Source organism: Pseudomonas sp. AC211 (genome assembly GCF_979258055.1).
Genome location: NZ_OZ409830.1, coordinates 2292754 through 2316885, shown reverse-complemented (window position 1 = coordinate 2316885; position 24132 = coordinate 2292754). Strand labels below are relative to the sequence as shown.

19 protein-coding genes and 2 pseudogenes are annotated in these 24132 nt (G+C 63.1%); 2 read left to right on the top strand and 19 right to left on the bottom strand.

Annotation, left to right across the window (positions count from 1 at the left end; translation table 11 throughout):
* Nucleotides 1–34: 34 nt before the first annotated feature.
* The 11 genes from ACZZZP_RS10985 to ACZZZP_RS10935 all read right to left on the bottom strand — a co-directional run bounded on the left by ACZZZP_RS10985 (nucleotide 35) and on the right by ACZZZP_RS10935 (nucleotide 11432).
* On the bottom strand, nucleotides 35–394 hold the full coding sequence (locus tag ACZZZP_RS10985) for a RidA family protein (RefSeq protein WP_463382728.1): 360 nt from the start codon (nucleotides 392–394) through the stop codon (nucleotides 35–37).
* Nucleotides 395–418: 24 nt separating this feature from the next.
* On the bottom strand, nucleotides 419–1453 hold the full coding sequence (locus ACZZZP_RS10980; protein WP_463382727.1) for a zinc-dependent alcohol dehydrogenase: 1035 nt from the start codon (nucleotides 1451–1453) through the stop codon (nucleotides 419–421).
* Nucleotides 1454–1554: 101 nt separating this feature from the next.
* Nucleotides 1555–2346, bottom strand: coding sequence for an IclR family transcriptional regulator (locus tag ACZZZP_RS10975; RefSeq protein WP_463536517.1), 792 nt, complete (start codon nucleotides 2344–2346; stop codon nucleotides 1555–1557).
* A 53-nt stretch (nucleotides 2347–2399) separates the two neighbouring features.
* Nucleotides 2400–3569, bottom strand: coding sequence for an NAD(P)/FAD-dependent oxidoreductase (locus ACZZZP_RS10970; protein ID WP_463536516.1), 1170 nt, complete (start codon nucleotides 3567–3569; stop codon nucleotides 2400–2402).
* Complete coding sequence (locus ACZZZP_RS10965; RefSeq protein ID WP_463382725.1) at nucleotides 3566–5035, bottom strand: 2Fe-2S iron-sulfur cluster-binding protein; 1470 nt, start codon at nucleotides 5033–5035, stop codon at nucleotides 3566–3568. The genes ACZZZP_RS10970 and ACZZZP_RS10965 overlap by 4 nt, the downstream gene beginning before the upstream one ends.
* Nucleotides 5032–5847 carry an ABC transporter permease gene (locus ACZZZP_RS10960; protein WP_122496264.1) on the bottom strand — a complete coding sequence of 272 codons (816 nt, stop codon included), beginning with the start codon at nucleotides 5845–5847 and terminating at the stop codon, nucleotides 5032–5034. The genes ACZZZP_RS10965 and ACZZZP_RS10960 overlap by 4 nt, the downstream gene beginning before the upstream one ends.
* A 3-nt stretch (nucleotides 5848–5850) precedes the next feature.
* Nucleotides 5851–6729 (bottom strand): ABC transporter permease, encoded by an 879-nt coding sequence (locus tag ACZZZP_RS10955; protein ID WP_122496266.1) that lies wholly within the window; start codon nucleotides 6727–6729, stop codon nucleotides 5851–5853.
* Nucleotides 6726–7808 carry an ABC transporter ATP-binding protein gene (locus ACZZZP_RS10950; RefSeq protein WP_463382724.1) on the bottom strand — a complete coding sequence of 361 codons (1083 nt, stop codon included), beginning with the start codon at nucleotides 7806–7808 and terminating at the stop codon, nucleotides 6726–6728. Before ACZZZP_RS10950 ends, ACZZZP_RS10955 begins: the two co-directional genes overlap by 4 nt.
* Before the next feature lie 90 nt (nucleotides 7809–7898).
* Nucleotides 7899–8933 (bottom strand): ABC transporter substrate-binding protein, encoded by a 1035-nt coding sequence (locus ACZZZP_RS10945; protein WP_463536515.1) that lies wholly within the window; start codon nucleotides 8931–8933, stop codon nucleotides 7899–7901.
* A gap of 12 nt (nucleotides 8934–8945) precedes the next feature.
* Nucleotides 8946–9977 carry an ABC transporter substrate-binding protein gene (locus ACZZZP_RS10940; RefSeq protein WP_122496270.1) on the bottom strand — a complete coding sequence of 344 codons (1032 nt, stop codon included), beginning with the start codon at nucleotides 9975–9977 and terminating at the stop codon, nucleotides 8946–8948.
* 117 nt (nucleotides 9978–10094) lie between these two features.
* On the bottom strand, nucleotides 10095–11432 hold the full coding sequence (locus tag ACZZZP_RS10935) for an NAD(P)/FAD-dependent oxidoreductase (RefSeq protein ID WP_463382723.1): 1338 nt from the start codon (nucleotides 11430–11432) through the stop codon (nucleotides 10095–10097).
* Nucleotides 11433–11695: 263 nt separating this feature from the next.
* Between ACZZZP_RS10935 and ACZZZP_RS10930 the strand changes: the two genes are divergently transcribed.
* Together ACZZZP_RS10930 and ACZZZP_RS10925 are read left to right on the top strand one after the other, a co-directional pair.
* Entirely contained in the window at nucleotides 11696–12241 is a 546-nt protein-coding gene (locus ACZZZP_RS10930) for a heme NO-binding domain-containing protein (RefSeq protein ID WP_463382722.1), read from the top strand.
* Nucleotides 12238–14424, top strand: a complete 2187-nt coding sequence (locus tag ACZZZP_RS10925; protein WP_463382721.1) for a putative bifunctional diguanylate cyclase/phosphodiesterase — start codon at nucleotides 12238–12240, stop codon at nucleotides 14422–14424. The genes ACZZZP_RS10930 and ACZZZP_RS10925 overlap by 4 nt, the downstream gene beginning before the upstream one ends.
* 3 nt (nucleotides 14425–14427) lie before the next feature.
* On the opposite strand, the gene ACZZZP_RS10920 is transcribed toward ACZZZP_RS10925, so the two are convergent.
* The 8 genes and pseudogenes from ACZZZP_RS10920 to ACZZZP_RS10885 form a co-directional block, all read right to left on the bottom strand.
* Complete coding sequence (locus tag ACZZZP_RS10920) at nucleotides 14428–15273, bottom strand: cache domain-containing protein (RefSeq protein WP_463384694.1); 846 nt, start codon at nucleotides 15271–15273, stop codon at nucleotides 14428–14430.
* 56 nt (nucleotides 15274–15329) lie between these two features.
* Nucleotides 15330–16964: an arylsulfatase gene (locus ACZZZP_RS10915; RefSeq protein WP_463382720.1), complete on the bottom strand. Its 1635-nt coding sequence runs from the start codon at nucleotides 16962–16964 to the stop codon at nucleotides 15330–15332.
* Between the two features lie 16 nt (nucleotides 16965–16980).
* On the bottom strand, nucleotides 16981–17766 hold the full coding sequence (locus ACZZZP_RS10910; RefSeq protein WP_463382719.1) for a cyclase family protein: 786 nt from the start codon (nucleotides 17764–17766) through the stop codon (nucleotides 16981–16983).
* Nucleotides 17759–18733 (bottom strand): NAD-dependent epimerase/dehydratase family protein, encoded by a 975-nt coding sequence (locus ACZZZP_RS10905; protein WP_463382718.1) that lies wholly within the window; start codon nucleotides 18731–18733, stop codon nucleotides 17759–17761. The genes ACZZZP_RS10910 and ACZZZP_RS10905 overlap by 8 nt, the downstream gene beginning before the upstream one ends.
* A 10-nt stretch (nucleotides 18734–18743) precedes the next feature.
* Nucleotides 18744–19727 carry a fumarylacetoacetate hydrolase family protein gene (locus ACZZZP_RS10900; protein ID WP_463382717.1) on the bottom strand — a complete coding sequence of 328 codons (984 nt, stop codon included), beginning with the start codon at nucleotides 19725–19727 and terminating at the stop codon, nucleotides 18744–18746.
* On the bottom strand, nucleotides 19724–20296 hold the full coding sequence (locus ACZZZP_RS10895) for a cupin domain-containing protein (protein ID WP_463382716.1): 573 nt from the start codon (nucleotides 20294–20296) through the stop codon (nucleotides 19724–19726). Before ACZZZP_RS10895 ends, ACZZZP_RS10900 begins: the two co-directional genes overlap by 4 nt.
* Nucleotides 20297–20313: 17 nt before the next feature.
* A pseudogene (locus tag ACZZZP_RS10890) lies at nucleotides 20314–21509 on the bottom strand (MFS transporter).
* A 156-nt stretch (nucleotides 21510–21665) separates the two neighbouring features.
* Nucleotides 21666–24132, bottom strand: a pseudogene (locus ACZZZP_RS10885) (efflux RND transporter permease subunit).

Genomic DNA, 24132 nt, shown 5'->3' with positions numbered 1-24132 from the left:
AGCGCTCGGCTGCGCCGGGCCTGTCATAAAGGGTTCAGGCTTTGACGGCGGCCTGCAGGGCGATTTCCACCAAAATGTTGTCGGCGGCCATATTGGCTTCCACGGTGGCACGTGCCGGCAGCGCGTCCTGCGGCACCCACTCGCGCCAGACCGCGTTCATCGCGGCGAAGTCCTGCACGGCATGCTTGAGCCAGATTTGTGCGAACAGAATGTGCGACTTGTCCGAGCCGGCCTCGGCCAGCAGCGCATCGATTCGCGCCAGCACCTGGGCGGTTTGCCCGGCCACATCCTGGGTGCGGTCGGCGGGCACCTGGCCGGTGATGTAAACGATGCCGTTATGCACCAGTGCGTGACTGAGCAGACCGGGGTTGGGTTGCAGACGGTTAATGGTCATGGACGAGGCTCCGTAGTGGGTTGGTCAGGAAATTTTCAGCACGGTACGGCCAACCAGTTGGCCTTTGCGCATGCGGTCGAAGATGTCGTTGATGTCGTCGAGGCGTTCCAGGCTGATCTGCGCTTTCACTTGCCCACGGGCGGCAAACGCGACGGCTTCGTGCAGGTCTTGGCGGGTGCCGATGTTGGAGCCGGTGATGGTCAGCTCCCAGCCGCTGATGCTGGAGATCGAGGCACGCACGGCGTCGGCGTCGCCGCCGGGCAAGCCGATAAACACCGCTGTGCCGCCTGGGCGCAGCATTTTTACCGACTGCTCGAAGGCTGCATTGGCGGTGGCCGTTACCAGCACTGCATGCACGCCGCCGGGAATGTTGTCCTTGAGGGTTTGCACCGGGTTGTCGAGGGCGTTGACCAGCACCTCGGCGCCATAGCTGCGCGCCAGTTCCAGCTTGTCGGCGCCGACGTCGATGGCCGCAACCCGCAGGCCCATGGCGATGGCGTATTGCACGGCCACATGGCCAAGCCCGCCGATGCCCATCACCGCCACCCACTGCCCGGGCCGTGCGCCAGAGCGCATCAGGCCACGGTAGGTGGTCACGCCGGCGCACAGTATCGGCGCCAGCGCATACAGGTCGGTGCCTGCCGGAATGCTGGCGACAAAGGTCGCCGGCGCGATCATGTATTCGGCATAGCCGCCCTGCTTGCTGTAGCCGGTCGACTCGCGCCGCGCACAGATGGTTTCCATGCCGCCCAGGCAGAATTCGCAGGTGCCGCAGGCGCTGTACATCCACGGCATGCCGACGGCGGTGCCGATGGCCAGCTCGGTTACGCCAGCGCCGAGGGCGGCAACGTGGCCGGTAATTTCATGGCCAGGAATCAGCGGCAGTGTGGGCAGGTCGGACCAGTCACCGTCCATGGCGTGCAGGTCGCTGTGGCACACGCCGCAGGCGACGATGCGGATCAGAATCTCGCCGGGGCCGGGTTGCGGAATCGGCACCTGCTCGATGCGCAGCGGCTCGCCAACGGCATGCAAAACGGCGGCTTTCATGGTTTGGCTCATTGCGTTGTCCTCAATGTTCCGCCCGCAGATTCGGGCAATTCGGCGCCTATACCGCGGGCCGGAGCCCGCAGCAGGAGTAGCTGTGAAAGGGAGCCTGCGCGTTAGCCCACGGGACGCAAACTGCGCGATGCGCTGGCGATGGTGCGCGCGGCGTTGATCACTTTTGGCGCCAGTTGCTTGCGCGCATCGTCGAGGGTCCATCGGCTGAACGGCACGGAAATACCCACCGCGCCCAAGGGATAACCATCGGCGTTGACCACCGCAGCCGCCACGCTGATGTCACCGGCGAAATACTCTTCCTGCGCGAAGGCGTAACCCTCGCTGCGCGATTCGGCAACGATGGCGCGCAGTTGCTCCAGGTCGGTCACGGTGGTGGCCGTGTAGCTCTGGCGGTCCGAGGCCTGAAGAATGGCGTCGGCTTCGGCGGCCGGCAGCGCGGCCAGGTAGGCGCGCCCCGCTGCTGTGCAGTACATCGGCAAATGCCGGCCCAGCGGCATATGAATGGAAATCTGCTTGTGGCTGGGAAAGCGCGCCACATAGAGCATGTCCAGCCCGCACGGTTCGAGCAGGTTGCAGCTTTCTTCCACGTCGCGGTTGAGCTCATGCAGGTAGGGATTGGCGCGCTCGATCAGCTCGCTGGTTTGCAACAACTCGGTGCCCAGATCGAGGGATTTGGGCGCCAGGCGAAAGCGCTTGGTCACCGGTTCCTTGTACAGATACCCAAGTGCTTCGAGGGTAAATGCCGAACGCTGCACGGTGCTCTTGTTCAGCCCGGTGGCTTCAGCCATTTCGACCAGGCTCATGCTCGGGCGCCCGGCGCGAAAGGCAGTCAGCAGTGCCAAGCCCTTCGACAAGGCAGTGATGAACAGTGGCGAGTCTTCCAGAGAGCTCATGGGTTTTATCCTTGTTTTGCCGATAACGGCACATCAATCACGGTGCGTTTCAATTATTCAAAATGGCTCAACACAATGCCCGGCTCCACCACCGGCTGATTGCGTTCAAAGCGGTCGACGGCAAACGGCCGCATGCGCTCGTCCACCTCGCCGCTGACGATAACTTTGGCCAGCAATTCACCCGCAGCCGGGGCGCCGGCATGGCCGTAACACCAGCCCGCGCTGATAAACAGGCCCGGCAACTGCTGATGCGCGCCCAGCAGCGGGCCAAAATCTTTGGAGATATGCACCAAGCCGGCCCATTGGCGCAAGATCCGCGCGTGGCCCAGTTGCGGAAACATCTCCAGATACGCTTTGGCAGTGGCCGCCATCACCGGCACATCGGCATTGAGCGTGTGCTGCGGACGTTCCGCCACTTCGGCCCCGCCCACCACTTCGCCGCGCGCAGTCTGGTGCATGTAGCAGAGCCGATCCAGCAGTGCCACGGCCGGGCCAATCAGCGGGCGCATCGGTTCCAGCGCCATGGCTTCCAGGCGCATCGGATAACCATCCAGCGGCACGCCGGCCAGTTGCGCCAAGCGGTTGCTTTCAGCGCCGCCGGCCAGCACCAGGGTGTCGGTGGCGATGCGCTGCTCACCCACCCTCACCCCGCTAATGCGCCCGGCGCTCTGGTCGATGGCGGTGACTTCAGTGCGGTAAAAAATCTTCACGCCGCGCGCTTCGCAAGCCTGACGATAGGCATACATGGCCGCATGATGGGGCGCCACGCCGCTGTCCGGCAGGTGCACGGCCGCACTCACACGCTCATGGGCCAGGGCCGGCAACACCTCGCGCAGCCCGGTGGCAGTCAGCAGGCTGGAATTGATGCCGCACTCGCGGTGCACCTGCAGCGTGCGGTCGAGCATGGCGGCCGTGCTGCTGCGCTCGCCGACCATGGTGTAGCCGCGCCGCGAGTACATCACGTTCTCGCCAAGGCGCTTCGAAAGGCCCTGCCACAGGTGGCACGAATGGGCGAAAAAGCGCGTCCACTCTGGCGAGCTGAAGGCGCCGCGAATCAGCGTGCCGTTGCGCCCGGACGCCCCGCTCTGCCAGTAACCGGCATCCAGCACGAGAATGTCGCGCACGCCCAATTCAGTGAGGTTGAAGGCCAGCGACAAACCTTGAATGCCGGCGCCGACGATGATGATCGAGGCCTGGCTTGGCAGTGCATGAGCGGCCGTCATTGCAGCGGCTCCACACAATCGACCAGCCCCGCCGCCTGCGCCACGCTCAGCGCCCGACGTGGCGGACGCAGCGTTGGCCGTGGCAATGCCGACAAGGCCAGGCCGCTGCGGGCGCTGACCAGTGCGCGCAGCGAATCCCAGCACGGCTGGCCCTGACAGGGGCCCATGCCGCATGAGGTCAGGCGCTTGATCACTTCCAGGTCAGTAATGCCCTGCTCCACCAGCGCCTGCACCTCATGGCACGACACATCGAAACACGGGCACAGCAGCGCGGCATGGCGCGAGGCGGCGGCTACCGGCAACGGCTCATCCGCCAATGCGGCCGAGCCGACGGTACGCAGGCGGCTGTCGCGCACTTCGCGCAGTTGCAGCAAGCCATCGGCGCGACTTTGGAAACTCAGGCTCGCGTCAGCCAACCACGGCCCCGCGTGCACAACGGCATCACAGGCCACACGGTCAGCGAACCGCGCAGCCTTTACGCGATGGCGTCCTTCCACACGGTGCAGCTGCGCTACCGGGCGCACGGCGACCACGTTGACGCCCAGTTCGGTCAGGCGCGCGGCGACGGCGTGTTCATCCCCCGTACCAACCACCACCACGCGCGCACCCGTTGCCACGGCCTGTTCGTGGGCCATAAGCAATGCGGTTCGCGCATCCATTACCCCAGGCAGCCAGATGCCCGGCACCACCGGCGGGCAGGCGCGGCGGCCAGTGGCCAGAATGATCTCGTCGGCTTCCAACGCCACGGCACCGAGTGTTGCGTCATGCGGGGCGCCAAGCAGCAGTTCGCCCTCGCGGTAGGCGCCAAACACCTCGACGCCAGTCACCAGTTGTACGCGTTCATCCAGTTGCGGACCCGGCGTACCGAAACTTTGCGCATAGCGCGCCACGCCATGGCCTCGGGTTACCAGCACCACGCTGCGCCCCGCCGCTGCGGCTCTGTTGGCAGCGCCGCAGCCGGATGGGCCCGCGCCGATTACCAGCACATCGGCACTCAGGCGCCGGGCCATCGGCACCGCTATCTGCCCGATACGCTCAGGCGGTTTCGCCGAACCGGCGAGAAACGCCAGCAGCGCTTCCCAGCGCTGAAACAAGGCGCTGCCGCTGGGCACCAGGTTGGTGTGTTCGAAGCCGCCCTGGATCCAGCTGGCCGGAATCAGGCGCGACAAACGCAGCACATCGAGGGCCGGCGTCGGCCAGCAGTTCTGCATGTCCACCTTGGCCCCGGCTGTGACCGGCAGCAGGTCCAGGCGCACATTCGGCACGCCATTCACACGCGCCAGAACGCCGGCCACGTAGCTGCCGGAGTAGCCCAGCGGCCGGTGTGATTTGCGCGTCCAGGCCAGGGTGCGAATGCCATTGGCCAGCAGCGCGGTTGCCAGGCTTTCGCCCTGGCGGCCTTGCACGCGGCGGCCGTTCCAGAAGAACTCGAGCACCTGCGGGTTGGCGTGGGCCAGCCGGATCATGCCGCGGCCCTTTTGGCTTTGCGCTGGGCCATGATGCTGATGCACAGCATGATGATCGACAGCAGGGTCATCAGCGTGGCGACCACGGCAATCAGCGGATCGATTTCCGAGCGCAGCGAGCTGAACATTTTCTTGGTCAGGGTGGAGCTGTCGCCGCCGCTGATAAACAGCGACACCACCGCTTCATCCAGGGAAATGGCGAAGGCAAACATGGCCGCTGCAATGACCGAAAAACGAATCTGCGGCAGCGTCACGTCGAAGAACGCGCGCAGTCGCGTGGCGCCCAGAATGCAGGCCGCCTGCTCCTGGGTCATGTCGTAACTGCGCAGGCCGGCGCTGACGTTGATCACCACATAGGGCAAGGCCAGCAGCGTATGCGCCAGCACCAGACCGGGAATCGTGTTGTTCAGGTCAAAGCGGGCGTAGACGAAGAACAGGCCGATGGCGATAAAAATGGTCGGCACGATCATCGGCGCCATCATCAGACCACGCAGCACGCCGGTTACCCGCGACTGGGTAACATGCAGCGAATACGCCGCCGCCGTGCCCAGCGTGGTCGCCAGCAACATGGTCAGCGTTGCGGTCAGCAGCGACACACCGGTGGCGCTGCGCCATTCCAGCGAGGCGAAATAGCTGAAGAACGGCTCCAGGCTGAACGACTTCGGTGGAAAGCTCAGGTAGCGCGCATCCGACAGCGACATGGGAATCACGATCAGCGTCGGCAACACCAGAAACGCCATGGTCGCCAGTACCAACACGTAGAGCCATGCGCCGGTCACCGCCGCCAGCAGGTTTTGTTTGAGTCGGGCCATGATTTACTCGCTGCGCCGGCTGAGGCCGACGCTCTTCTTGACGATAAACAACATAAGCAAGGTGGCCACCAGCAGCACCACGCCCAGCGAAGAGGCGGCGCCCCAGTTGGCATACATCGACACGTCGCTTTCGATGCGCATCGAGATCATCTGCACCTTGCCTCCGCCCAACAGCGCCGGCGTCACGTAGAAGCCCAGGGTAATCACGAACACCAGCGTGGCGCCGGCCGCCAGGCCCGGCAGTGACAGCGGCAGAAACACATCACGAAAGGCCCGCGACGGCGACGCGCCAAAGGTGGCGGCTGCCTGGTTGTAAATCGGGTCGATGCTTTTCATCGCCGCAAACAGCGGCAGAATCATGAACGGCAACATGATGTGCACCATGCCGATCACCGTGCCGGTGAGGTTATGCACCAGCGACAGCGGCGCATCGGTCAGGCCCAGGCTCATCAACAGATCGTTGGCGATGCCACGGCGCTGCAGAATGATCAGCCAGGCATAGGTGCGCACCAGCAGCGACGTCCATAGCGACACCAGCAGCAGCGCCATGGCCAAATTGGCCAGCCAGCGCGAGCCTTTGATCATGAAATAGGCGTAGGGGTACCCGATCAGCACGCAAACCAGCGTGACGATGATGCTGATCTTGAAGGTCTGCACAAAGGTCAGAACGTAAATCGGCTCCAGCAAGCGCGTGTAGTTTTCGATGGTCAACTGGCCTTCGGCGTCGAACAGTGACAGCCAGAACAGCCAGCCAATCGGCAGCACAAACGTCAGCAACACCAGCAGCAGTGCGGGCAGCCCGGTGCCGAACAGAAACCAGCGCTCACGCCGGCCGGCGCCGCGCAGTTCGCGCGCGTTCAGCGCGTTGGCGCCGGCGCTCATTGGTCGTCTCCCACCACCAGCGTGTCTTGCAGGTGCAGGCCGAGCACCACGGCTTCGCCACGCTCAGGCAAACGGTTGCTTTCCGAGCTGCGGGTAGGCCGGCGAATGGCCACGGCCATGCCCTCGCCCAGGTCGATCTGCACCAACTGGCTTTCGCCCTGGAAAATCACATCGGTCACGCGGCCATGCAGCAGGTTGTAGTCGCTGGCATCGGCCGTGACGAATTGCAGCTTCTCGGGGCGCACCACCAGGCTCGGATTCTTCACGCTGGCGGCCACGCCGGCACCGCGCACCGGGCGGCCCTGAAACAGCGGCTGGCCGTCTTGCAGGGTGATCGGCAGGCAGGACGATTCGCCGACGAACTCGGCGATAAAGCGGTTGGCCGGACGCTCGTACAGGTTCACCGGCGTATCGATCTGGCGAATGCGGCCCTGGCTCATCACAGCAATGCGGTCGGACATGGTCAGCGCTTCGCGCTGGTCGTGGGTGACGTAAACCACCGTCATGCCCAGGCGTTCATGCAACCGGCGCAACTCCAGTTGCATGGTTTCGCGCAGACGTTTGTCGAGGGCCGAAAGCGGTTCGTCCATCAACAGAATTTTCGGTTCAAAGACAATGGCGCGGGCCAGGGCGATACGCTGGCGCTGCCCGCCCGACATTTCGGTAATGCCGCGTTCGATCAAGTGATCCAGCTCAACGGTCGCCAGCGCCGCTTCCACGCGCTTGCGAATGTCAGCGCGCTTGAAACCGCGCAGCTTCAGCGGATAGGCCACGTTCTGGAACACGTTCATATGCGGGAACAGCGCGTAGCTCTGAAACATCATGCCCACGTCGCGCTTGTGCGGCGGCTCGAACACCATCTCGCGGCCAGCAAAGCGAATGCTGCCGGCATCCGGGCGCACAAACCCGGCCAGTGCCATCAGCAGCGTGGTTTTGCCGGAACCGGAGGAACCGAGCAAAGACAGGAATTCGCCGCTTTTGATATTCAGCGAAACATCATCCAACGCAGCAAAGCTGTCGTAGGTCTTGGTCAGGTTCTCGATGTCGATGGACATCGAAAGTTTATGTTCTTGGGACATGCTCACACTCGGCACAGTGGACGTCTTGCGCCCTTTTTCGTAGAGGAGGCGCCTGGGCGCCCCACCCCGTTCAACAGATCAACGCACAGCTTACCTGGCCACAAACAGGGCGAACCGTTGACGCACCGCCTCCTGGTTTTTCACCCACCACTCAGGCGAAACGGCGACCACTTTGTCGATGTTCTGCGGTGAAGTGGGCAGGCGCGCCGCCAGCTCTTCGGTGATGATCGGCAGCTCATACGCCTTGGCGTTCACTGGCGAGTACGGAATCAACGTCGCCAGTTTGGCCTGGCTTTGCGGCAGCATGATCTGGGCGATGAGTTTCATCGCCAATTCCTTGTTAGCCGCGCCCTTGGGCACGATCAGGCAGTCATGGCTCAACAAAGCGCCGTCGAAGCTGTAGTCCACCGGTTCGCCGCTGGCTTTCACATCGCTGACGCGACCATTCCAGATCGCCAGGAAATCCACTTCACGGCTGCGCAGCAGTTGCGCCGAATCGGCACCGGCGCTCCACCAGTTCACCACCTGCGGCTTGATGCGCTCCAGCACCTTGATCGCCCGTTCCACGTCCAGCGGATACAGGTCTTTGGGCGCCACACCATCACCCAGCAGCGCCGCTTCCATGGTCAGCCATGGCTGGCGATACAAGGCACGGGCGCCCTTCACGTTCGGGTCGAAAAACTGCTGCCAGTTCTTCGCCACCGGCGCGCCGGTGTCATCGGCCCAAGCCACCACGGTGGCGTAAGCGTGGCTGGCAATCCAGTGGCTGGAGACCACGCTCTTGTCGACATCCTTGGCATTGATCACCGAGTAATCCAGCGGCTCGGCCAGGCCTTCCTGCTGGGCCTGGGCGCATTCGGTGCTGCCCAGTTCCACCACATCCCACTTCGGTTTGCCCGACATAACCTGGGCACGCACGGCCGCCAGGCCGTCCATGTTGTCTTCCTTGATGGTCACGCCCAGGGCTTTGGCTGCCGGCTCCAGATAGGCTTTGCGCTCAGCGTCTTGCAAGGCGCCGCCCCAGCCGGAGAACGTCAGGCTGTCGGCCACGGCCGAAAAACTTGCGCCCACTGCCAAGGCCGCAACGATGGCCGTGTGCATCATGGTTTTGTGTATGCGTTTCATGCCAGCGCCCTTTTAGTTTTGGATAAACAGGTCGAAACGACGCTGCACTTCAGCTTGGTTGGCTTGCCACCAGACCGGATCGAAGAACACCACCTTGTCGAGGTTGGCCGGTGCAGTTGGCAAGGTCGCTGCCATATCCGCCGGAATGATGCCGGTGTCGTACGCCTTGGTATTGATTGGCGGATTGGGGATCAACGTCACCAGCGTCGCCTGGCTGTGGGGCTTCATGATTTCGGCCACCAGCTTCATCGCCAGTTCTTTGTTCGGCGCGCCTTTGGGCACCACGACGCAGTCGTAATCCACCAGCGCGTGCTGGTAGGTGAAGTCGACGTCGTCGCCGGATTTTTTCAGGTCTTCAACCCGCGAGGCCCAGATCGACAGCGCATCCACTTCACGGCTGCGCAGCAGTTGCGCCGAATCGGTGCCGCTGCGCCACCAGTTGACCACCTGCGGTTTGATGCGCTCGAGCACTTTGAAAGCGCGATCAACATCCAGCGGATACAGCGCTTTGGGCGACACGCCATCGGCGATCAGCGCCAGTTCCAGCGTGGTGTACGGCTGGCGGTACATCGAGCGCGACGCTTTTACTTCGGGGTCGAAAAACGCTTTCCAGGTTTTCGGTGTATTCGGCCCGGCGTCATTGGCCCAGGCCAGCACCGTGGAATAGGCGTTACTGGCGATCCAATTCTTACCGTAGAAATTCTCGGCAACGCCGTCGGTGCTGATTACCGAATAATCCAGCGGCTCGGTCAGCCCTTGTTCCTGCGCCATGACACAGTCGTTGGAGGCCAATTCGACAACGTCCCACTTCGGCTTGCCGGACATCACCTGCGCACGCACAGCGGCCAGGCCGTCCATGTTGTCTTCTTTGATGGTGATGCCCAGCGCCTTCTCTGCCGGCTTCAAATAAGCCGTGCGCTCAGCGTCTTGCAGCGCGCCGCCCCAGCCTGCAAATGTGACGGTTCCAGCAGCCTGCACCTGGGCCATGGAACACAGGGAAATGGCCGCAGCCAAGCCCGCCATACGTGTATTGATTGATCGCATTTTCAACTCCTGAGCTTGTTGTAATTAGACAGTTGAATCGAACGCCCTGGGCGACAGTGCCCACATCACTCTTGTTGTAGTCGCGGGGTGGCAAGCACCCTTCGCGTGCTGCTGCGCTTATTGCGCGTCTTTGAATCGGTACCACGCGTATGCCAACCGCTGCCCGACGCGCAGGAACGGCTGAAAGGGGAAACGCTTTGGAATTTGGTGCAGAAAATCGACCCGGGTCGGGTGCTGTTCGCCGCTGACCATTTGCGCCAGACGCTTGCCGGCCTGCACCGAGAACGACACGCCGCTGCCCGCGTAGCCACCGGCGGAAAACACAGTGTCGGTCCCTGGCACACGGCAAATAAAAGGCAGCGAGTTTTCGCTGACGGCCACCCAACCGCCCCAGTTGTAATCCACCTCAATGCCGGCCAGCACCGGGAACTTGCGGCACAGCGCATCGTGCAGATTCTGCCGGTGCTGGGGGTTCTCGGCGTCTTTGCCGGTGATGGCGCTGCGTCCGCCGAACAGAATGCGGTCGTCCGGCAGGCGGCGGTAGTAAGAGAGCAGATTTCGCGTGTCGAACATGCATTCGCTGCCCGGCAGGCTGTGGCTTTTCTCGGCGGCGGTCAGCGGCCGGGTCACGATGATTTGCGAGTGCACCGGCAAAACGCGCCCGGCAGTTGCCGGGTTTAGGGTCGGCGAGGTGTAGCCATTGGTGGCCACCACCACCTTGCGCGCCGTCACTACGCCGCCGGGTGTCTGCAGACGGTGCACGCCGTTGGCGCTGGTCCAGCCCACCACGGGCGAGCCCACATGCACCGTGGCGCCAGCTTGGCGCGCCATGCGGTGCAGCCCCCACGCCAGCTTCAGCGGCTGCATGGAAAAGCCGTCGGGCATATACAGCGCACCAAACGACTCGGCGCCGGTGTGCACGCGTTGAACGTCGGCCGCACTGACCAGTTTGGCGCCGTATTTCAGCACGTCGTTGTACAACCCCACTTCACGCTTCAGCGCTTCGACATGCTTGGCATGGCTGGCCACCTTGAACACGCCATCGGGCTGCGCGTCGCAGCTGATCTGGCCGTCGCGAATCAGGCCGCGCACGGTGTTCAATCCCTCAGACATCTCATCGAAATAGGCTTTTGCCGTGGTCGCGCCGTAACGTTGAATCAGCTCCGACAGTGCCACTCGCCCACCGGAGATACGGGCGAAACTGCCGTTGCGGCCGCTGCAACCCCAGGCCACCTGATTGGCTTCGAGCACCAGTGCACGAACGCCATGCTGGCGTGCTAGGTGCAAGGCGCAGCTGAGGCCGGTATAGCCGGCGCCAATAATCGCCACGTCAACGTCTACAGCACCGCTCAGCGGGCCGTCGTCCTGCGGCGCGGCACCGGCCGTGTCCACCCAATAAGAGGGTGTATGCGGCGCGCCAACGCCAGGATGAGCATGGACAAGTGGATCGTACAATTTATGCTCCGTATCGCTGTGCGATTGATGAATATCACTTAAACGATATACTTGAGCAGATATTGACGTATGTCAATCGAGAATTGTGTTTCGGTGGCACGTGCGATCAAGGCGTGGCATAGCGGAAAAGCAGCGCCGACCCCAGATACACGGCAGGCGCAGGCGGCGCGTCACCTGCCGTCGCGTCCCGCGCGCTACAAAACTTGCCGCCCCGCTCCGCGCCATCTATACCCACTACAGCCGATCAGTCGAAGGAATCGATGATGCTGGGTATGGTATTCACCGAGTTCCTGGAAATGGTCGAGCAGCGCTATTCGCCCGCGCTGGCGGACCAGATGCTGAACGAAACTTCCCTGCCCAACGACGGTGCCTATACGGCTGTCGGCTATTACTCCCATGAAGAAATGCAGGCGCTGGTCGCCACGCTGGCGAGGTTGACCGGCAGCAGTGTGTCGATGCTGATCAAGGTCTACGGCGAGTTCCTGTTCGAGCGCTTCGTTGAAACCTACCCGCAGATGCTCGCGCACTGCCATGACGCGTTCAGCCTGCTCGCCAGCGTGGATGGCCATGTGCATCAAGAGGTGCACAAGCTCTACCCGCATGCGCAATTACCGTCGTTCGAAACCGCCGAGCACACGCCGCAGCATCTGGTGCTTATCTACCGGTCCAGCCGCGGGCTGGCTGACTTGGCCGAAGGTCTGATTCGTGGCTGCATTTACCACTACGGCGAAGCCATCCGCGTGCGCCGCCAGGACTTGCCCAGCGCGGCCGGCAGCAGCGCCACTCGCTTCGACATGACCCGCCAGTGAACGAAGAACTCTGGCAGCGTCGCCTGGATCGCGAGCGTCAGGCGCGCAAGACCGCCGAGCAATTGCTCACTGAAAAATCCCGCGAGTTGTACCTCAGCACGGTCGAGCTCAAGCGCGCGCTCAGTGCGTCGGAAGCTCAGCGCCGCCTGCAGTTGGCGCTGTGGGGAAGCGGCGAGCTGATCTGGGAATGGCAGGCGCAGGACAATCAGATGCGCCTGCATTATTTCTCCAACAATCCCGACGAAACCCTGAGTGAAACGCTGCCCTGGGCCGACTGGGTGCAGCGCTTGCACCCCGACGACCAAGGCCCCGCGCTGCTGGCTTGGAACGAGCACCTGTGCGGCACCTGCGATTACTACGATCTGGAATTCAGAGTGCGCAATACGCCGGCCGAAGCCTGGCTTTGGTTACGCACGCAGGGACGTGCCATCGAGCGCGGCAGCGATGGCCTGGCACAACGCATCACCGGCACCTGCAAAGACATCACCCGCCAGCGCGAAGCCGAAGAGCATCTGCGCCTGCTGGCCGCGGCGTTTGCCAATAACCGCGACGCCAATGCGGTGCTGACGGCAGACCGGCGCGTGCTGCAAGCGAACGCCGCGTTTCTCGAACTGATAGGCATCAGCGCCGCGCAACTGCCCGACCTGCAGTTCGACACGCTACTACTCGATGCCGACGACAACAGCCCATGGCCGGCGCTGAGCAGCGCCGATCACTGGCAAGGCGAACTCACCTGCGTGCGCCACAGCGGCCTGCGCATGCCCGTGGAGCTGACCAGCACACTGGTGCGAGGCCGCGATCAGCACGCCGGTCATCTGGTGTTGTCGCTGCGCGACATCAGCGAGCGCCGCCGTGCGGCGGATCATCTGCAGCACCTGGCTCGCCTCGACGTGCTCACGCAGCTGCCCAACCGCCTGCAGTTTCAGGAGCATTTGCAGCGCGCCTTGCAGCATCAGCGCAGCGGCTGTTACCTGGCGCTGCTGTTTGTCGATCTGGACGACTTCAAACAGGTGAACGACGCCTTCGGCCATGACATCGGCGACAGCCTGCTGCAACAAGTGGCCAAGCGACTTCAGCAGGCGCTGCGCCAGGGCGATCTGGTGGCGCGCTGGGGCGGCGACGAGTTCGTGGTACTGCTGGAATTGCGCAGTCACACCGAAGTGCTGGTGGTTGCCGACAAGCTGATTCGCGTGCTCAACGAACCCATGGACCTGGCCGGCCATATTCTCACTGCCACCCCGAGCATCGGCATCGCCTTGGCGCCGGAGCACGGCGAGGAAGCCGGCGATCTGCTGCGCCATGCCGACGCCGCCATGTATGTCGCCAAGCGCGAAGGCCGCAATCGATACGCCTTGTACCGCCCGGAGCTGAACGAGCAACTGGTGCATCGCATCAAACTCGCCAACCTGCTTCGCCGGGCACAAGCGCAAAACGAACTGAGCCTGGCGCTGCAACCAAAAATTCGCATGAGCGACCAGCGCATTGTCGGCGCCGAGGCCTTGCTGCGCTGGGACACCACCGAGTACGGACGCGTAGCGCCCGACACGTTTATTCCACTGGCAGAAGAACTTGGCTTGATCGTGCCCATCGGCCATTGGCTGGTTCGCGAGGCCGCGGTGTTACTCAACGACTGGCAGGCGCGCGGCTGGTCGTTATCGCTGGCGATCAACCTGTCGGCGCGCCAGTTGCGTGATGAACAATTGCTGCCGGTACTCACCGACAGCATGGCGCACTGTGATGCGCCGCCCGAGGCGCTGGAACTGGAGGTTACCGAGTCCATCCTGCTGGAAGACTCGGCGTTCGCCCGTCAACGCTTGCAAGCGCTGCGCGACGCCGGCTTTCGCATCGCCCTGGATGATTTCGGCACCGGCTATTCCTCCCTCAGTTACCTGAAAGAACTACCCCTGGACCGGGTGAAAATAGACCGCAGCTTTATCTCCGACCTGGAACAGTCGCCGCGTGGCCGCGCGCTGTTGTCGTCCATTGCCGGGCTGTGCCGCGCCTTGTCGCTGCAAACCACGGCCGAAGGTGTGGAAACGGCGGCGCAGCTGCAACTGGTGCAGGCCGAGGGGATCGACGAGGTTCAGGGTTATTTCTACTACCCCCCGCTCAGCATCGAGGCCTTCAACCGGCTGCTGGACACCCTCAATGGCGCACCGGTACATCCGGGGCTGCCGCGCTAACGCCTATTTCGGATTGCGGTAATACCCCACCGCCACCACGTAATTGCCCGCCTTGCGCAGCAACGCGTGTTTGTCTTCCACCTTGCCGGTCACTGGGTTTTTCCAGCGATAGTCGTAGCCGCCCTGCTCCTGCTTTGCCATCAGCGCCAGTATCGGTGCGCCGACGGGTTTGCCTTGCGGGTCGTGGATGGTGGCGAAGTCCACCCCGAGCAGGCGCAGGTTGTAGCCGTGGGCGACGTATCGGCGGGTGGTGAGGTCGATGACGAAGACGTAGAGGTCATCTTCGCGAAAGTCGGCGGAGAGTTCGTTGATGGCTTTGAAGCTCGCCGCCGGATTTCGCTCGATGGCCTGGGCGCTTTTGCTTAGCAGTTGCGCGGCTTGTTCGGGTGTGGCCCGTGGCAGGTAATGGCCGACGGCAATAATGCGTTCGCCCACGCGGCGGAAGAACACGCGTTTGCGCTCTACCCGGCCGTCTGCCCAGTTCCTCCACGGGTATTCGGCGTTTTGCACGCCCTCTTCTTCTTTGGTGTTCAGTGCCTCGGCAAACGCTGTGCGCAGTTCGGGCGGTAGCACCTTGTTGACGTTACGGCCGATCAGCACTGCCGACGGCCCGCCGCTGGCGAGCATGGTGCCGTGGGTGTCGACGACGAACACGTAGCGCTCACCGTCAATGAATTCGCCCTGGCGGCTAAAGGCGGCAAGCGCGGCGTCGCCCTGGGTGCGGTAGTAGTCCACGGCGCTGTCGAGCAGCTTGCGCGTCGCGGCGGACGGCTCCACGCCGGTTTCGGCACGGCAGGTTTGAGTAATCGAAAGCAAGGCCAGTACGGCGCAACCAATCGTTCGAATAATGCCCAAGGTTCAGCTCCTGGCGGCCGGTGCAGCCGCCTGTTCGGTATCAGGAAAGGCTATGGACGCGGCGGAAAAACCACGCCCACCTGCTTGGCGTATTCCATCCACGCGGCTTTGAGTCGCTGCACGGTTTCCGGCTGGGATGACGCCAGGTCGGTGGTTTCGCCACGGTCTTTGCTCAGGTCGAACAATTGCCATTGCGGTGGCTGCGGTGCTTCGCCAAAGCCGGTTTGCGGGCGCATGCCCAGCAGCTTCAGGTTGCCTTCGCGGTAATAGGCGTTGCCGAACAGCTCGCCGGCCAGCGCCGGGTTTTCATGGGCACTGCCCTGCCCGGTTAACAGCGGCACCATCGACTTGCCCGTGATTGGCTGTTTGTTGGCGTCGTTGGGGACGGGCAGTCCGGCGACAGCGAGAAACGTCGGCGCCAGGTCGTCGACCCGCGCGATGCCGCGCTCTATGCCTTGGCGATGAAGGCTTTTGGGCAGATTGATGATGGCCGGCACGCTGATGCCGCCTTCTGCGGTGGTGCCTTTGAACAGGTGAAACGGCGCGGCGCTGACTTCTGCCCAGCGCAGGCCATAGTCGATTTGTGAACCGCGCTGGCCGAGGTTGGCGTAAGCGTTGTCGGTGTGCGCGCCGGCCGGGTAGAACTGGGTGTGGTTTTCGCCAGCGGCACCGTTGTCAGACATAAACACAATCAGCGTGTTGTCGTACTGCCCGCTCTCGCGCAGGTAGCTCACCAGCCGGCCAATGTTATGGTCGAGGTTGTCGACCATGGCCGCGTAGATCTCCATCTTTCGCGCTTCGCTGCGTTTCTGCTCAGGCGTGAGCTGGTCCCAGCCAGGCAGCTTCGGGTTAACCGGAAGCGGCCTGGCTGCGACGGCTTCGGGTGACAAAATGCCGAGTGCCTTCATGCGCTCGATCCGGCTGGCGCGGACGCTGTCGTAACCTTGATCGAAACGGCCTTTGTATTTGTCCAGATACTCCTTTGGCGCCTGCAAGGGCCAGTGCGGCGCCGTGTAAGCGGCGTAGGCGAAAAACGGTTTACCGTCTGCCTTGTTCGCTTTCAGGTAGCTGAGCAATTTGTCGGTGTAGAAATCGGTGGAATAGAAATTCTCCGGCAGCTCGACTGGCTGGCCGTTCTCGCGGTAGTGCACCTGCTCGATTTTCGCCGGCTGCTCGCTGGCGGGCTTGAAGTGCGGTGCGCCCCCTTCCAGCAGGCTGAACGACTGCTGGAACCCGCGCTTGTCCGGGCCCTGATCGGCGTCCAGGCCCAGATGCCATTTGCCCACCATGGCGGTCCGGTAACCACCCGCTGCGAGCAGTTCGGCAATCGAGTAAGCGCGCCCGTTCAGGTAGCCCTCGTAGCCCGGTTTGCCGCGCTGAAACGGCTGCATGGCTTCGGCCATGGTGCCGAGCCCGACCAGGTGATTGTCGGTGCCGGACATCAGCATCGACCGGGTGATCGAGCAGGTCGGCGCGGCGTACATGCTGGTCATCTGCACACCGTTTTTCGCCAATTGATCCAGGCTTGGCGTATTGATTTCGCCGCCATAGCTGCCCAGGTCCGAGTAGCCCAGGTCATCGGCGACAATCAGCAAAATGTTGGGTGGCGTGGCGGCAAACGCCGAGCTGCACAGCAGCAGCGCGGCACTGAACAATCCGGCAGAAACGGCAGGCGAAAACGGCATACAGCTCTCTCTTGTTTTAGTCGTTGAAAATGGCCACAGCGCGAACGAACCCCGCCGACGCGTGTTTGATTTTGTAGGGGAAGCACGACACCACAAAGCCGTGGGCTGGCAGGGTTTCCAGGTTGGCGAGTTTTTCCATCTGGCCGTAACCGATGTCGCGCCCGGCCTTGTGCCCTTCCCAAATAATCGAGGCGTCGCCGCTCTCGGCAAAGCGCTCGCGGGTGTATTTGAACGGTGCGTCCCAGCTCCAGGCATCGGTGCCCACCACGCGCACTCCGCGTTCGAGCAGATACATCGTCGCTTCCCGGCCCATGCCGATGCCGGCTTCCAGGTAACCCGGTTGGCCGAACAAGGTGCCGGCGCGGGTGTTTATCAACACGATGTCCAGCGGCTGCAAGGCATGGCCGATGCGCGCCAGCTCGGCTTCCACTTCGTTGGCCGTTACCACATGGCCATCGGGCAGATGGCGAAAATCCAGCTTCACGCCGGGTTGCAGGCACCAGTCCAGCGGCAGCTCATCGATGCCAAACGCCGGCTTGCCACCGTCGGTGGTCGATGCGTAATGCCACGGCGCGTCCATGTGGGTGCCGCTGTGGGTGGTGATCTGTAAACGCTCGGCCGCCCACGACTCATTGCCGGGCATCTGCTCAAGCTCAAGGCCCGGAAACATGGCAGCCATTTCCGGCCAGCCTTGCTGGTGGTCCATGTAATCGATTTTCGGCAGCAAGGGTGGCGGGTCGGTGTAGGGGTTGTTGTCGAGGGTGACGGACAGGTCGACCAGACGTCGGCTGGGTTTAAACATGGGCAGGCGCTCCACGAAGTGCGGGTGGATTAAGGGAATTGCGGACCAGCGCGGCCACGCTGCCGTCATGGCTGAAACCGGCCGCGCGGGCCAGCGGTGTTTTCAGCGGCGGCAGTTGGCCGAACAGGCTTTCGAGTGCCGGCACGGGCGCGTAGGTAATCAGGGCGCGGCGCGCTTCGCCGTAGACGGCGGCCAGGGCATCGACCACCTGGGCGATGGACAACTGCAGCACCGGCAGCTGCCATACCCGCTGGTCAACGACTTGCCGTGGCGGCAGTTCGGCGGCGTGAATCAGGTTGGTGACGCAATGGCGTGCAGACATCCACCAGCAGGTGGCCTGCGGCGATACCGGGCAGCAATAGGCTTCGCCCTCGGCGAACGCGCGCATCAGGTCGCTCATGAATGCCGAGCGCAAGCCGTTGGGTTCACGCTGCCTTGCGACGATGCCGGGCAGGCGCACGGCGCGGCCATCCACTTCGCCGCGCCGGGCCAGGTCGAGCACCATGGCTTCCAGCATGGCTTTGTGGGTGGCGTACGACAGCTCGGGTTTGAGCGGCGCCTGTTCATTCATGCGCGCCGGCAGATTACCGCCGTACACCGCCACGCTGCTGGCGTACACCAGCACCGGCGGCCGCGCTCGGTTACGCAGTTGGTTGAGCAGCTCAAGGCTGGCGAGCAGGTTTACTTGGTAACCCAGCTCGTACTGCTCCTCGGCCAGCCCACCGGCAATGCTCACCAGGTGAAAGACCACGTCCACACCATCGGCCAGCACGCGGCGCAGCAGCGCGGCATCGGTAACGCTGCCGTCGTGGCGACGCACGCGCGGGTCGTCGGGTAAACCGTCGAGGTTTTTATCCAGCGCCAACAACGTGGTGATCGGCTTGCCGCACACCGTGCCGCGCGCCAGCAGGCAGCGCAGCAGTTCACGGCCGACGAAGCCATTGGCGCCGGTAATGAGCACACGCATCGGCGACTCCTTAGCCCTGGGCCTGAACGACGCGCTGATCGATACCGCCAAACAGCGACTGACCGTCTGCGCCCAGCACCTCCATGTGCACCCGGTCGCCGAAGCGCATAAAGCCGGTCTGCGGCGCGCCGTGGGCAATCATTTCAATCGCCCGGCGTTCGGCAATGCAGGCTGAGCCAACGCTGCGATCGCTGTTGGAGACCGTGCCCGAACCGATCACCGTGCCGGCACGCAAGCGCCGAGTTAGCGCCGCATGGGCGATCAGCTGGCCGAAGTGGAAATTCATTTCGCTGCCATGGGGATGGCCGAACCACTCGCCGTTCCACTGCACCTGCAACGGCAAATTCACGCGCCCTGCCCGCCAGGCTTCGCCCAGTTCATCGGGCGTGATCGCCAACGGCGCAAAACTGGAAGACGGCTTGGCCTGAAGAAAGCCAAAGCCGGTGGTCATTTCCCGTGGGGCCAGGGCGCGCAGGCTGACGTCGTTGATTTGCACGATCAGCTTGATGTGCGCCAGAGCGTCTTCGGCGCTGCAGCCCATGGGCACTTCGTCGACCAGCACACCGAACTCGCCTTCGAAATCGATGCCCTGGCTTTCGCTGGGCAGCGGGACGTCGTCGCGGCCGCCGATAAAATCATCACCTGCGCCCTGGTACATCAGCGGCGTAAGGTCCGCGCCTTCAATGGGCGCCAGGTTGAAGGCTTTTTGCATCAGCGCGCCGTGGCTCATGAAGGCCGAGCCGTCGCACCATTGGTAGGCGCGCGGCAACGGCGCCATGGCGTGTTCGGCGTCGAAGGCAAAGGCGCCCACGGCTCGCCCGGCGTTCAGTTCATCGGCCAGCAGGCGCAAGCGCGGCTCGGCGCTGGCCCAGTTTTCCAGGGCCTGCTGCAAGGTTTTAGCGACGGAGTCGGCTTGCAGCGCCCAGGCGTTGTCGCGGGACACCACTACCAGTTGCCCATCCCGTGCACCGTTTTTCAGGGTGGCCAGTTTCATTGCGCGTTCTCCTTCAATGGCGGCGCAAAGCGCCCGTCCAGCAGCACGAACACCATGCGTGCCATGTGTTCGGTGCGGTTGCTCCAGGCGTGGTTGGTGCCGCGTTGCACCACCACATCACCTCGGGCCAAGCGCACTTCTTCGTCGTCCAGAACCAGCCACACCTCGCCTTCGGTGACGATGCCGTAGTCCAGGGTTTCGGTGCGGTGCATCAGCTTGTGTTTGGAGTCGGCCGTGCCGGTGCCGGCATGGGCCTGGCCGATTTCGGCGAACGCAGCGGCGGCGTCTTCTGCGCTGATCGGGTTCTGCACGCTGTCTGGCGGAATATCCACCACGCGAATCACGCTGCCCGACGCTTCGGGGCTCAGTTGCAAGGGCTTGGCGGTCGGGTCGTCAGCGTTATCCAGCACGGCCGGGCTGCAGGTGCTGTTCCAGATTTCGTAAAACACCGTGCCGGGCACGGCAGCCAACGGGAACACGTTCGGCGTGGCGCCGCTGCTGGCGACCACCGCGCGGCCCTGGGCGTTGTGGCCGGTGACCACACGTTTGAAGCTGGGAAGTGCTGACATGAAGAGTCCTCGTGCGCTTACAACGGGGTGCCGATCACGGCGGCCCGGTTGGCGTTTTTCGGCAAGCCCAAACAGGCCAGTGCGATCAACAATTGCAAGGCGGCGACGATGCCCAGCGCCGTGGGCAGCAGCGTGTTTTCACCGTGGGTGATCGCCAGCACCACCAGCGGGCTGACAAATTCGCCGGCAAAGATGGCTGCGGTAAAACCACCCGCAGCGCGGCCGCGTTGGGGAAATCGACCTGGCTCATGATCCAGGTGATCAGCGTGGGCAGCATCAGACCGATGCCCAGGCCGTTGACCAGCACGGCGATCACCACCAGTGCATGGTTGCCTGCCACGGCCATCATCAGCCCGCCGATGCCGGCCAGAAAAAACGCCAGCAGCATCTGTTTGTGCGGTGCCAGGCCGCTGAGCATGCGAAAGCCGATAGCCCCGGCCAGCACACCGAGCTGGTTGGCGCCCATGGTCATGCCGATCTGCTGCGGCGCATCCACGTGCAGCAAGCTCAGCAGGTAACCGGCCTGCACCGGCACCACAAACAGGCTGACGCCGGCCAACACCGTAAGCACATACAGCGGCGCCAGGCGGCGCAGCGGAAACGGGCCAGTGTGCTCGACCGGGCCGGCGTGTTCGGCGTCGCCCTTGGGTTCCCACAACAAGCTCGCCATCAGTGGCAGAAACAGCAGGCCCACCGCATACAAGGCAAACGGCGTGCGCCAGCCGTTCTCGCCCAGCAGGCCGCCAACGGCCATGAACACCGCAGCGGAAAGCGAGGTCGCAACCATCTGCATGGCGAACAAACGCTCGCGGCGGGCGCCGTTGTAGTAGTCGCCCATCAGCGTGGTACAGCCGGTCATGATCGCCGCTTCCGCCAGGCCGATACCGGCGCGGCTGGCAACAATGGCGTGCAACGAATCCAGCCATAACGGCAACAGACCGCACACGCTGTACAGCAACATGGCAACCAGCAGCAGCGGCTTGCGCCCGACCTTGTCGGCCAGCAAACCGGCGAATGGTGCCACCAGGGCGATCACCAACGCGGGCAAGGTCAAGGCGATGGGCACTAGAACGGTGGCGCCGGGTGTGCTGGCGAAATGTTCCTGCATACGCGGCAGTACGGGTGCCAACAGCACCGCACCGAGTACGGGCAGGCAACTGCCCAACAGCAGCAACAGCGATTGCGGCAAGCCGGCTTGACGGTTAGTGGACATAGCGGGCTCCTGCGATTGTCGGGGTGCGCAGGAATCGCAGCTGAAGCCGCTCCCACACTGACCGCTGATCACCTGTGGGAGAGGCTTTAGCCTCGATTTTTTCAAGCTCAGGACGCATGGCAATTCACTCTTCTTGTTGTTCTGAGGGCTGTTGAGTCAATGAATGGCGGCGCGCGCAGAACGGTTCGCCACCGGTTTCGGCGGCTCTTGCGCGGAACTTGCCACTGCGGCATCGGCACGGCTTGAGGGTTGTTTTTGCGGCAACAGGAAGTACGCCAAGGCCGGCAGCAGAATCAGCGCGCCAACCATGTTCCAGACAAACATGAAGGCCAGCAGCACGCCCATGTCGGCCTGGAATTTGATGGGCGAAATCATCCAGGTGCCGACGCCGATCGCCAGGGTCACGCCGGTGAGCATCACCACTTTGCCGGTGGACACCAGCGCCCGGTAATACGCCTCGGACAGGCTCGCGCCCTGGCGCAAATGGCCGAGCAGAATGCTCATCACATACAGCGCGTAGTCCACGCCAATGCCCACGCCCAGGGCGATTACCGGCAAGGTGGCGACCTTCACGCCAATGTTCAGCCCCACCATCAGCGCTTCGCATAGCACCGAGGTGAGCATCAGCGGAATCACCGCGCACACCGTGGCGCGCCAGGAGCGGAAGGTGATCAAGCACAACACGATGACCGCGCCATACACCCAGAACAGCATTTCGCGGTTGGCTTGGCGGACCACGATATTGGTCGCTGCCTCGATACCGGCGTTGCCGGCTGCCAGCAAAAATTGCGCGTCGGCGGTGTTATTGGCGGCGGCGAATTGTTCAACATGTTCCACCAGCCGCGTGAGGGTTTCGGCCTTGTGGTCGGTGAGGTAGGCATACAGCGTGAGCAAACTGCAGTCTTCGTTGTACAACCCGCGTGGGGCGCTGGCGGTGATCATGTTGAGCATCGCCTGGTTGTTTTGCAGCTCGTACCATTTCGGGCTGCCTTCGCTCAGACCCACCAGCATGCGGCGGTTGAGCAGCGCCAGGGAGTTGGTGGAATCCACGCCCGGCAAGGCGCGCAATTGCCAGTCCAGGGCATCGACCTTGGCCAGAATGTCGTAACGCGCGCAGGCGCCCGGCGGGGTTTTCACCATCACCGCAAACAGGTCGCTGCTGGCGCCGTAATGGCGGGTCAGGTAGGCGTCGTCCTGGTTATAGCGGGAGTCGGCGCGCAGCTCCGGCGCGCCGGCATCGAGGTCGCCAATCTGCAAGTGCAGGCTGACCATGAAACCCAGCGCCGCAAGTGCCAAGCTGATGGCGATGCACAGGCTGGCCCAGCGCTTTTGCGTGAACAAATCGAGAAACCGCCAGAAGCCATGACGGCGCTGGCCGGCGTTTTCCGCTTGTTCGCTTTTCAGGCTGAGCTGCGCCGCCGCTTGGACTGACGCCGACATAGGAAAGCAGCACCGGCAGCAAGATCAGGTTGGTGAAAATCAGCACCGCCACGCCAATGCTGGCGATTACGGCGAGGTCCTGAATCACCTGGATGTCGATGATCATCAGCACGGCAAAACCCACCGCGTCGCAAAGCAGCGCGGTGAGCCCGGCGAGGAACAGGCGGCGGAAGGTAAACCGCGCGGCTACCACGCGGTGCATGCCGCGCCCGATGTCTTGCATGATGCCGTTCATTTTCTGCGCGCCATGGCTCATGCCAATGGCAAACACCAGAAACGGCACCAGTACCGAATACGGATCCAACTGATAGCCGAGCAATGGCAGCAGGCCCATTTGCCAGACCACCGCCACCAGCGAACAGGCCACCACCAACAGCGTGCTGCGCACACAGCGGGTGTACCAGAACAGCACCACCGTGGTGATGAAAATGGCCACGGCAAAGAACAGCAGAATCTGCTTGAGGCCGGCGATCAGATCGCCGACTTTTTTGGCGAAACCGGTAATGCGAATTTCGATACTGTCGCTCTGGAACTGTGTGCGCAGCGCCTCCAGTTGTTCGGAGAGCACGGCATAGTTCAGCGGCTTGCCATCGGCGCCGTTCGCCAGCAATGGCACGTAAATGATGCTCGAGCTTTGCTCGAAACCAACCAGCTGGCCGATCTCGTTCGACAGCTGCACGTTGCGCCGCAGCGCGTTAAGGCTGTCGGCGCTGCCATCGTAGTCATCGGGAATCACCGGGCCGCCGTCCAGGCCGTCTTCGGTCACCGCCACCCAGCGTGTGGCCGGTGTCCACAGCGACTTCATAAAGGCGCGGTCCACGCCCGGCAGCAGATAAATCTTGTCGCTCAGCGCCTGCAGCGTTTTCAGGTACTCGGCGTTGTAGATGTCGCCCTGCTTATTCACCACGGCAATGCGCAGCGAGTTACCCAGGCCGGTCAGTTCTTTCTGGTGGTCGAGGTAGTTGGCGATGTACGGATGGTGGGTGGGAATCATCTTTTCAAAGCTGGCGTTCAGCTCGACGCGGGTGGATTGCCAGCCCAGAAACACGGTGGTCAGCAGACACACCAGCAACACCCACAGGCGATGGTTGAACAGCGCGCGCTCCAGCACCGAGCCGGAACGCGGATTGAAATCCGCCAGTTCGCCAGACACGCCTGGCAAGGAAGCGTTAGGAGACTTCAT

What these genes read in the sequence shown, in the direction of transcription:
- ACZZZP_RS10985 (WP_463382728.1), bottom strand. Translation starts at nt 394, where the DNA reads ATGACCATTAACCGTCTGCAACCCAACCCCGGTCTGCTCAGTCACGCA.
- ACZZZP_RS10980 (WP_463382727.1), bottom strand. Translation starts at nt 1,453, where the DNA reads ATGAGCCAAACCATGAAAGCCGCCGTTTTGCATGCCGTTGGCGAGCCG.
- ACZZZP_RS10975 (WP_463536517.1), bottom strand. Translation starts at nt 2,346, where the DNA reads ATGAGCTCTCTGGAAGACTCGCCACTGTTCATCACTGCCTTGTCGAAG.
- ACZZZP_RS10970 (WP_463536516.1), bottom strand. Translation starts at nt 3,569, where the DNA reads ATGACGGCCGCTCATGCACTGCCAAGCCAGGCCTCGATCATCATCGTC.
- ACZZZP_RS10965 (WP_463382725.1), bottom strand. Translation starts at nt 5,035, where the DNA reads ATGATCCGGCTGGCCCACGCCAACCCGCAGGTGCTCGAGTTCTTCTGG.
- ACZZZP_RS10960 (WP_122496264.1), bottom strand. Translation starts at nt 5,847, where the DNA reads ATGGCCCGACTCAAACAAAACCTGCTGGCGGCGGTGACCGGCGCATGG.
- ACZZZP_RS10955 (WP_122496266.1), bottom strand. Translation starts at nt 6,729, where the DNA reads ATGAGCGCCGGCGCCAACGCGCTGAACGCGCGCGAACTGCGCGGCGCC.
- ACZZZP_RS10950 (WP_463382724.1), bottom strand. Translation starts at nt 7,808, where the DNA reads ATGTCCCAAGAACATAAACTTTCGATGTCCATCGACATCGAGAACCTG.
- ACZZZP_RS10945 (WP_463536515.1), bottom strand. Translation starts at nt 8,933, where the DNA reads ATGAAACGCATACACAAAACCATGATGCACACGGCCATCGTTGCGGCC.
- ACZZZP_RS10940 (WP_122496270.1), bottom strand. Translation starts at nt 9,977, where the DNA reads ATGCGATCAATCAATACACGTATGGCGGGCTTGGCTGCGGCCATTTCC.
- ACZZZP_RS10930 (WP_463382722.1), top strand. Translation starts at nt 11,696, where the DNA reads ATGCTGGGTATGGTATTCACCGAGTTCCTGGAAATGGTCGAGCAGCGC.
- ACZZZP_RS10915 (WP_463382720.1), bottom strand. Translation starts at nt 16,964, where the DNA reads ATGCCGTTTTCGCCTGCCGTTTCTGCCGGATTGTTCAGTGCCGCGCTG.
- ACZZZP_RS10910 (WP_463382719.1), bottom strand. Translation starts at nt 17,766, where the DNA reads ATGTTTAAACCCAGCCGACGTCTGGTCGACCTGTCCGTCACCCTCGAC.
- ACZZZP_RS10905 (WP_463382718.1), bottom strand. Translation starts at nt 18,733, where the DNA reads ATGCGTGTGCTCATTACCGGCGCCAATGGCTTCGTCGGCCGTGAACTG.
- ACZZZP_RS10900 (WP_463382717.1), bottom strand. Translation starts at nt 19,727, where the DNA reads ATGAAACTGGCCACCCTGAAAAACGGTGCACGGGATGGGCAACTGGTA.
- ACZZZP_RS10895 (WP_463382716.1), bottom strand. Translation starts at nt 20,296, where the DNA reads ATGTCAGCACTTCCCAGCTTCAAACGTGTGGTCACCGGCCACAACGCC.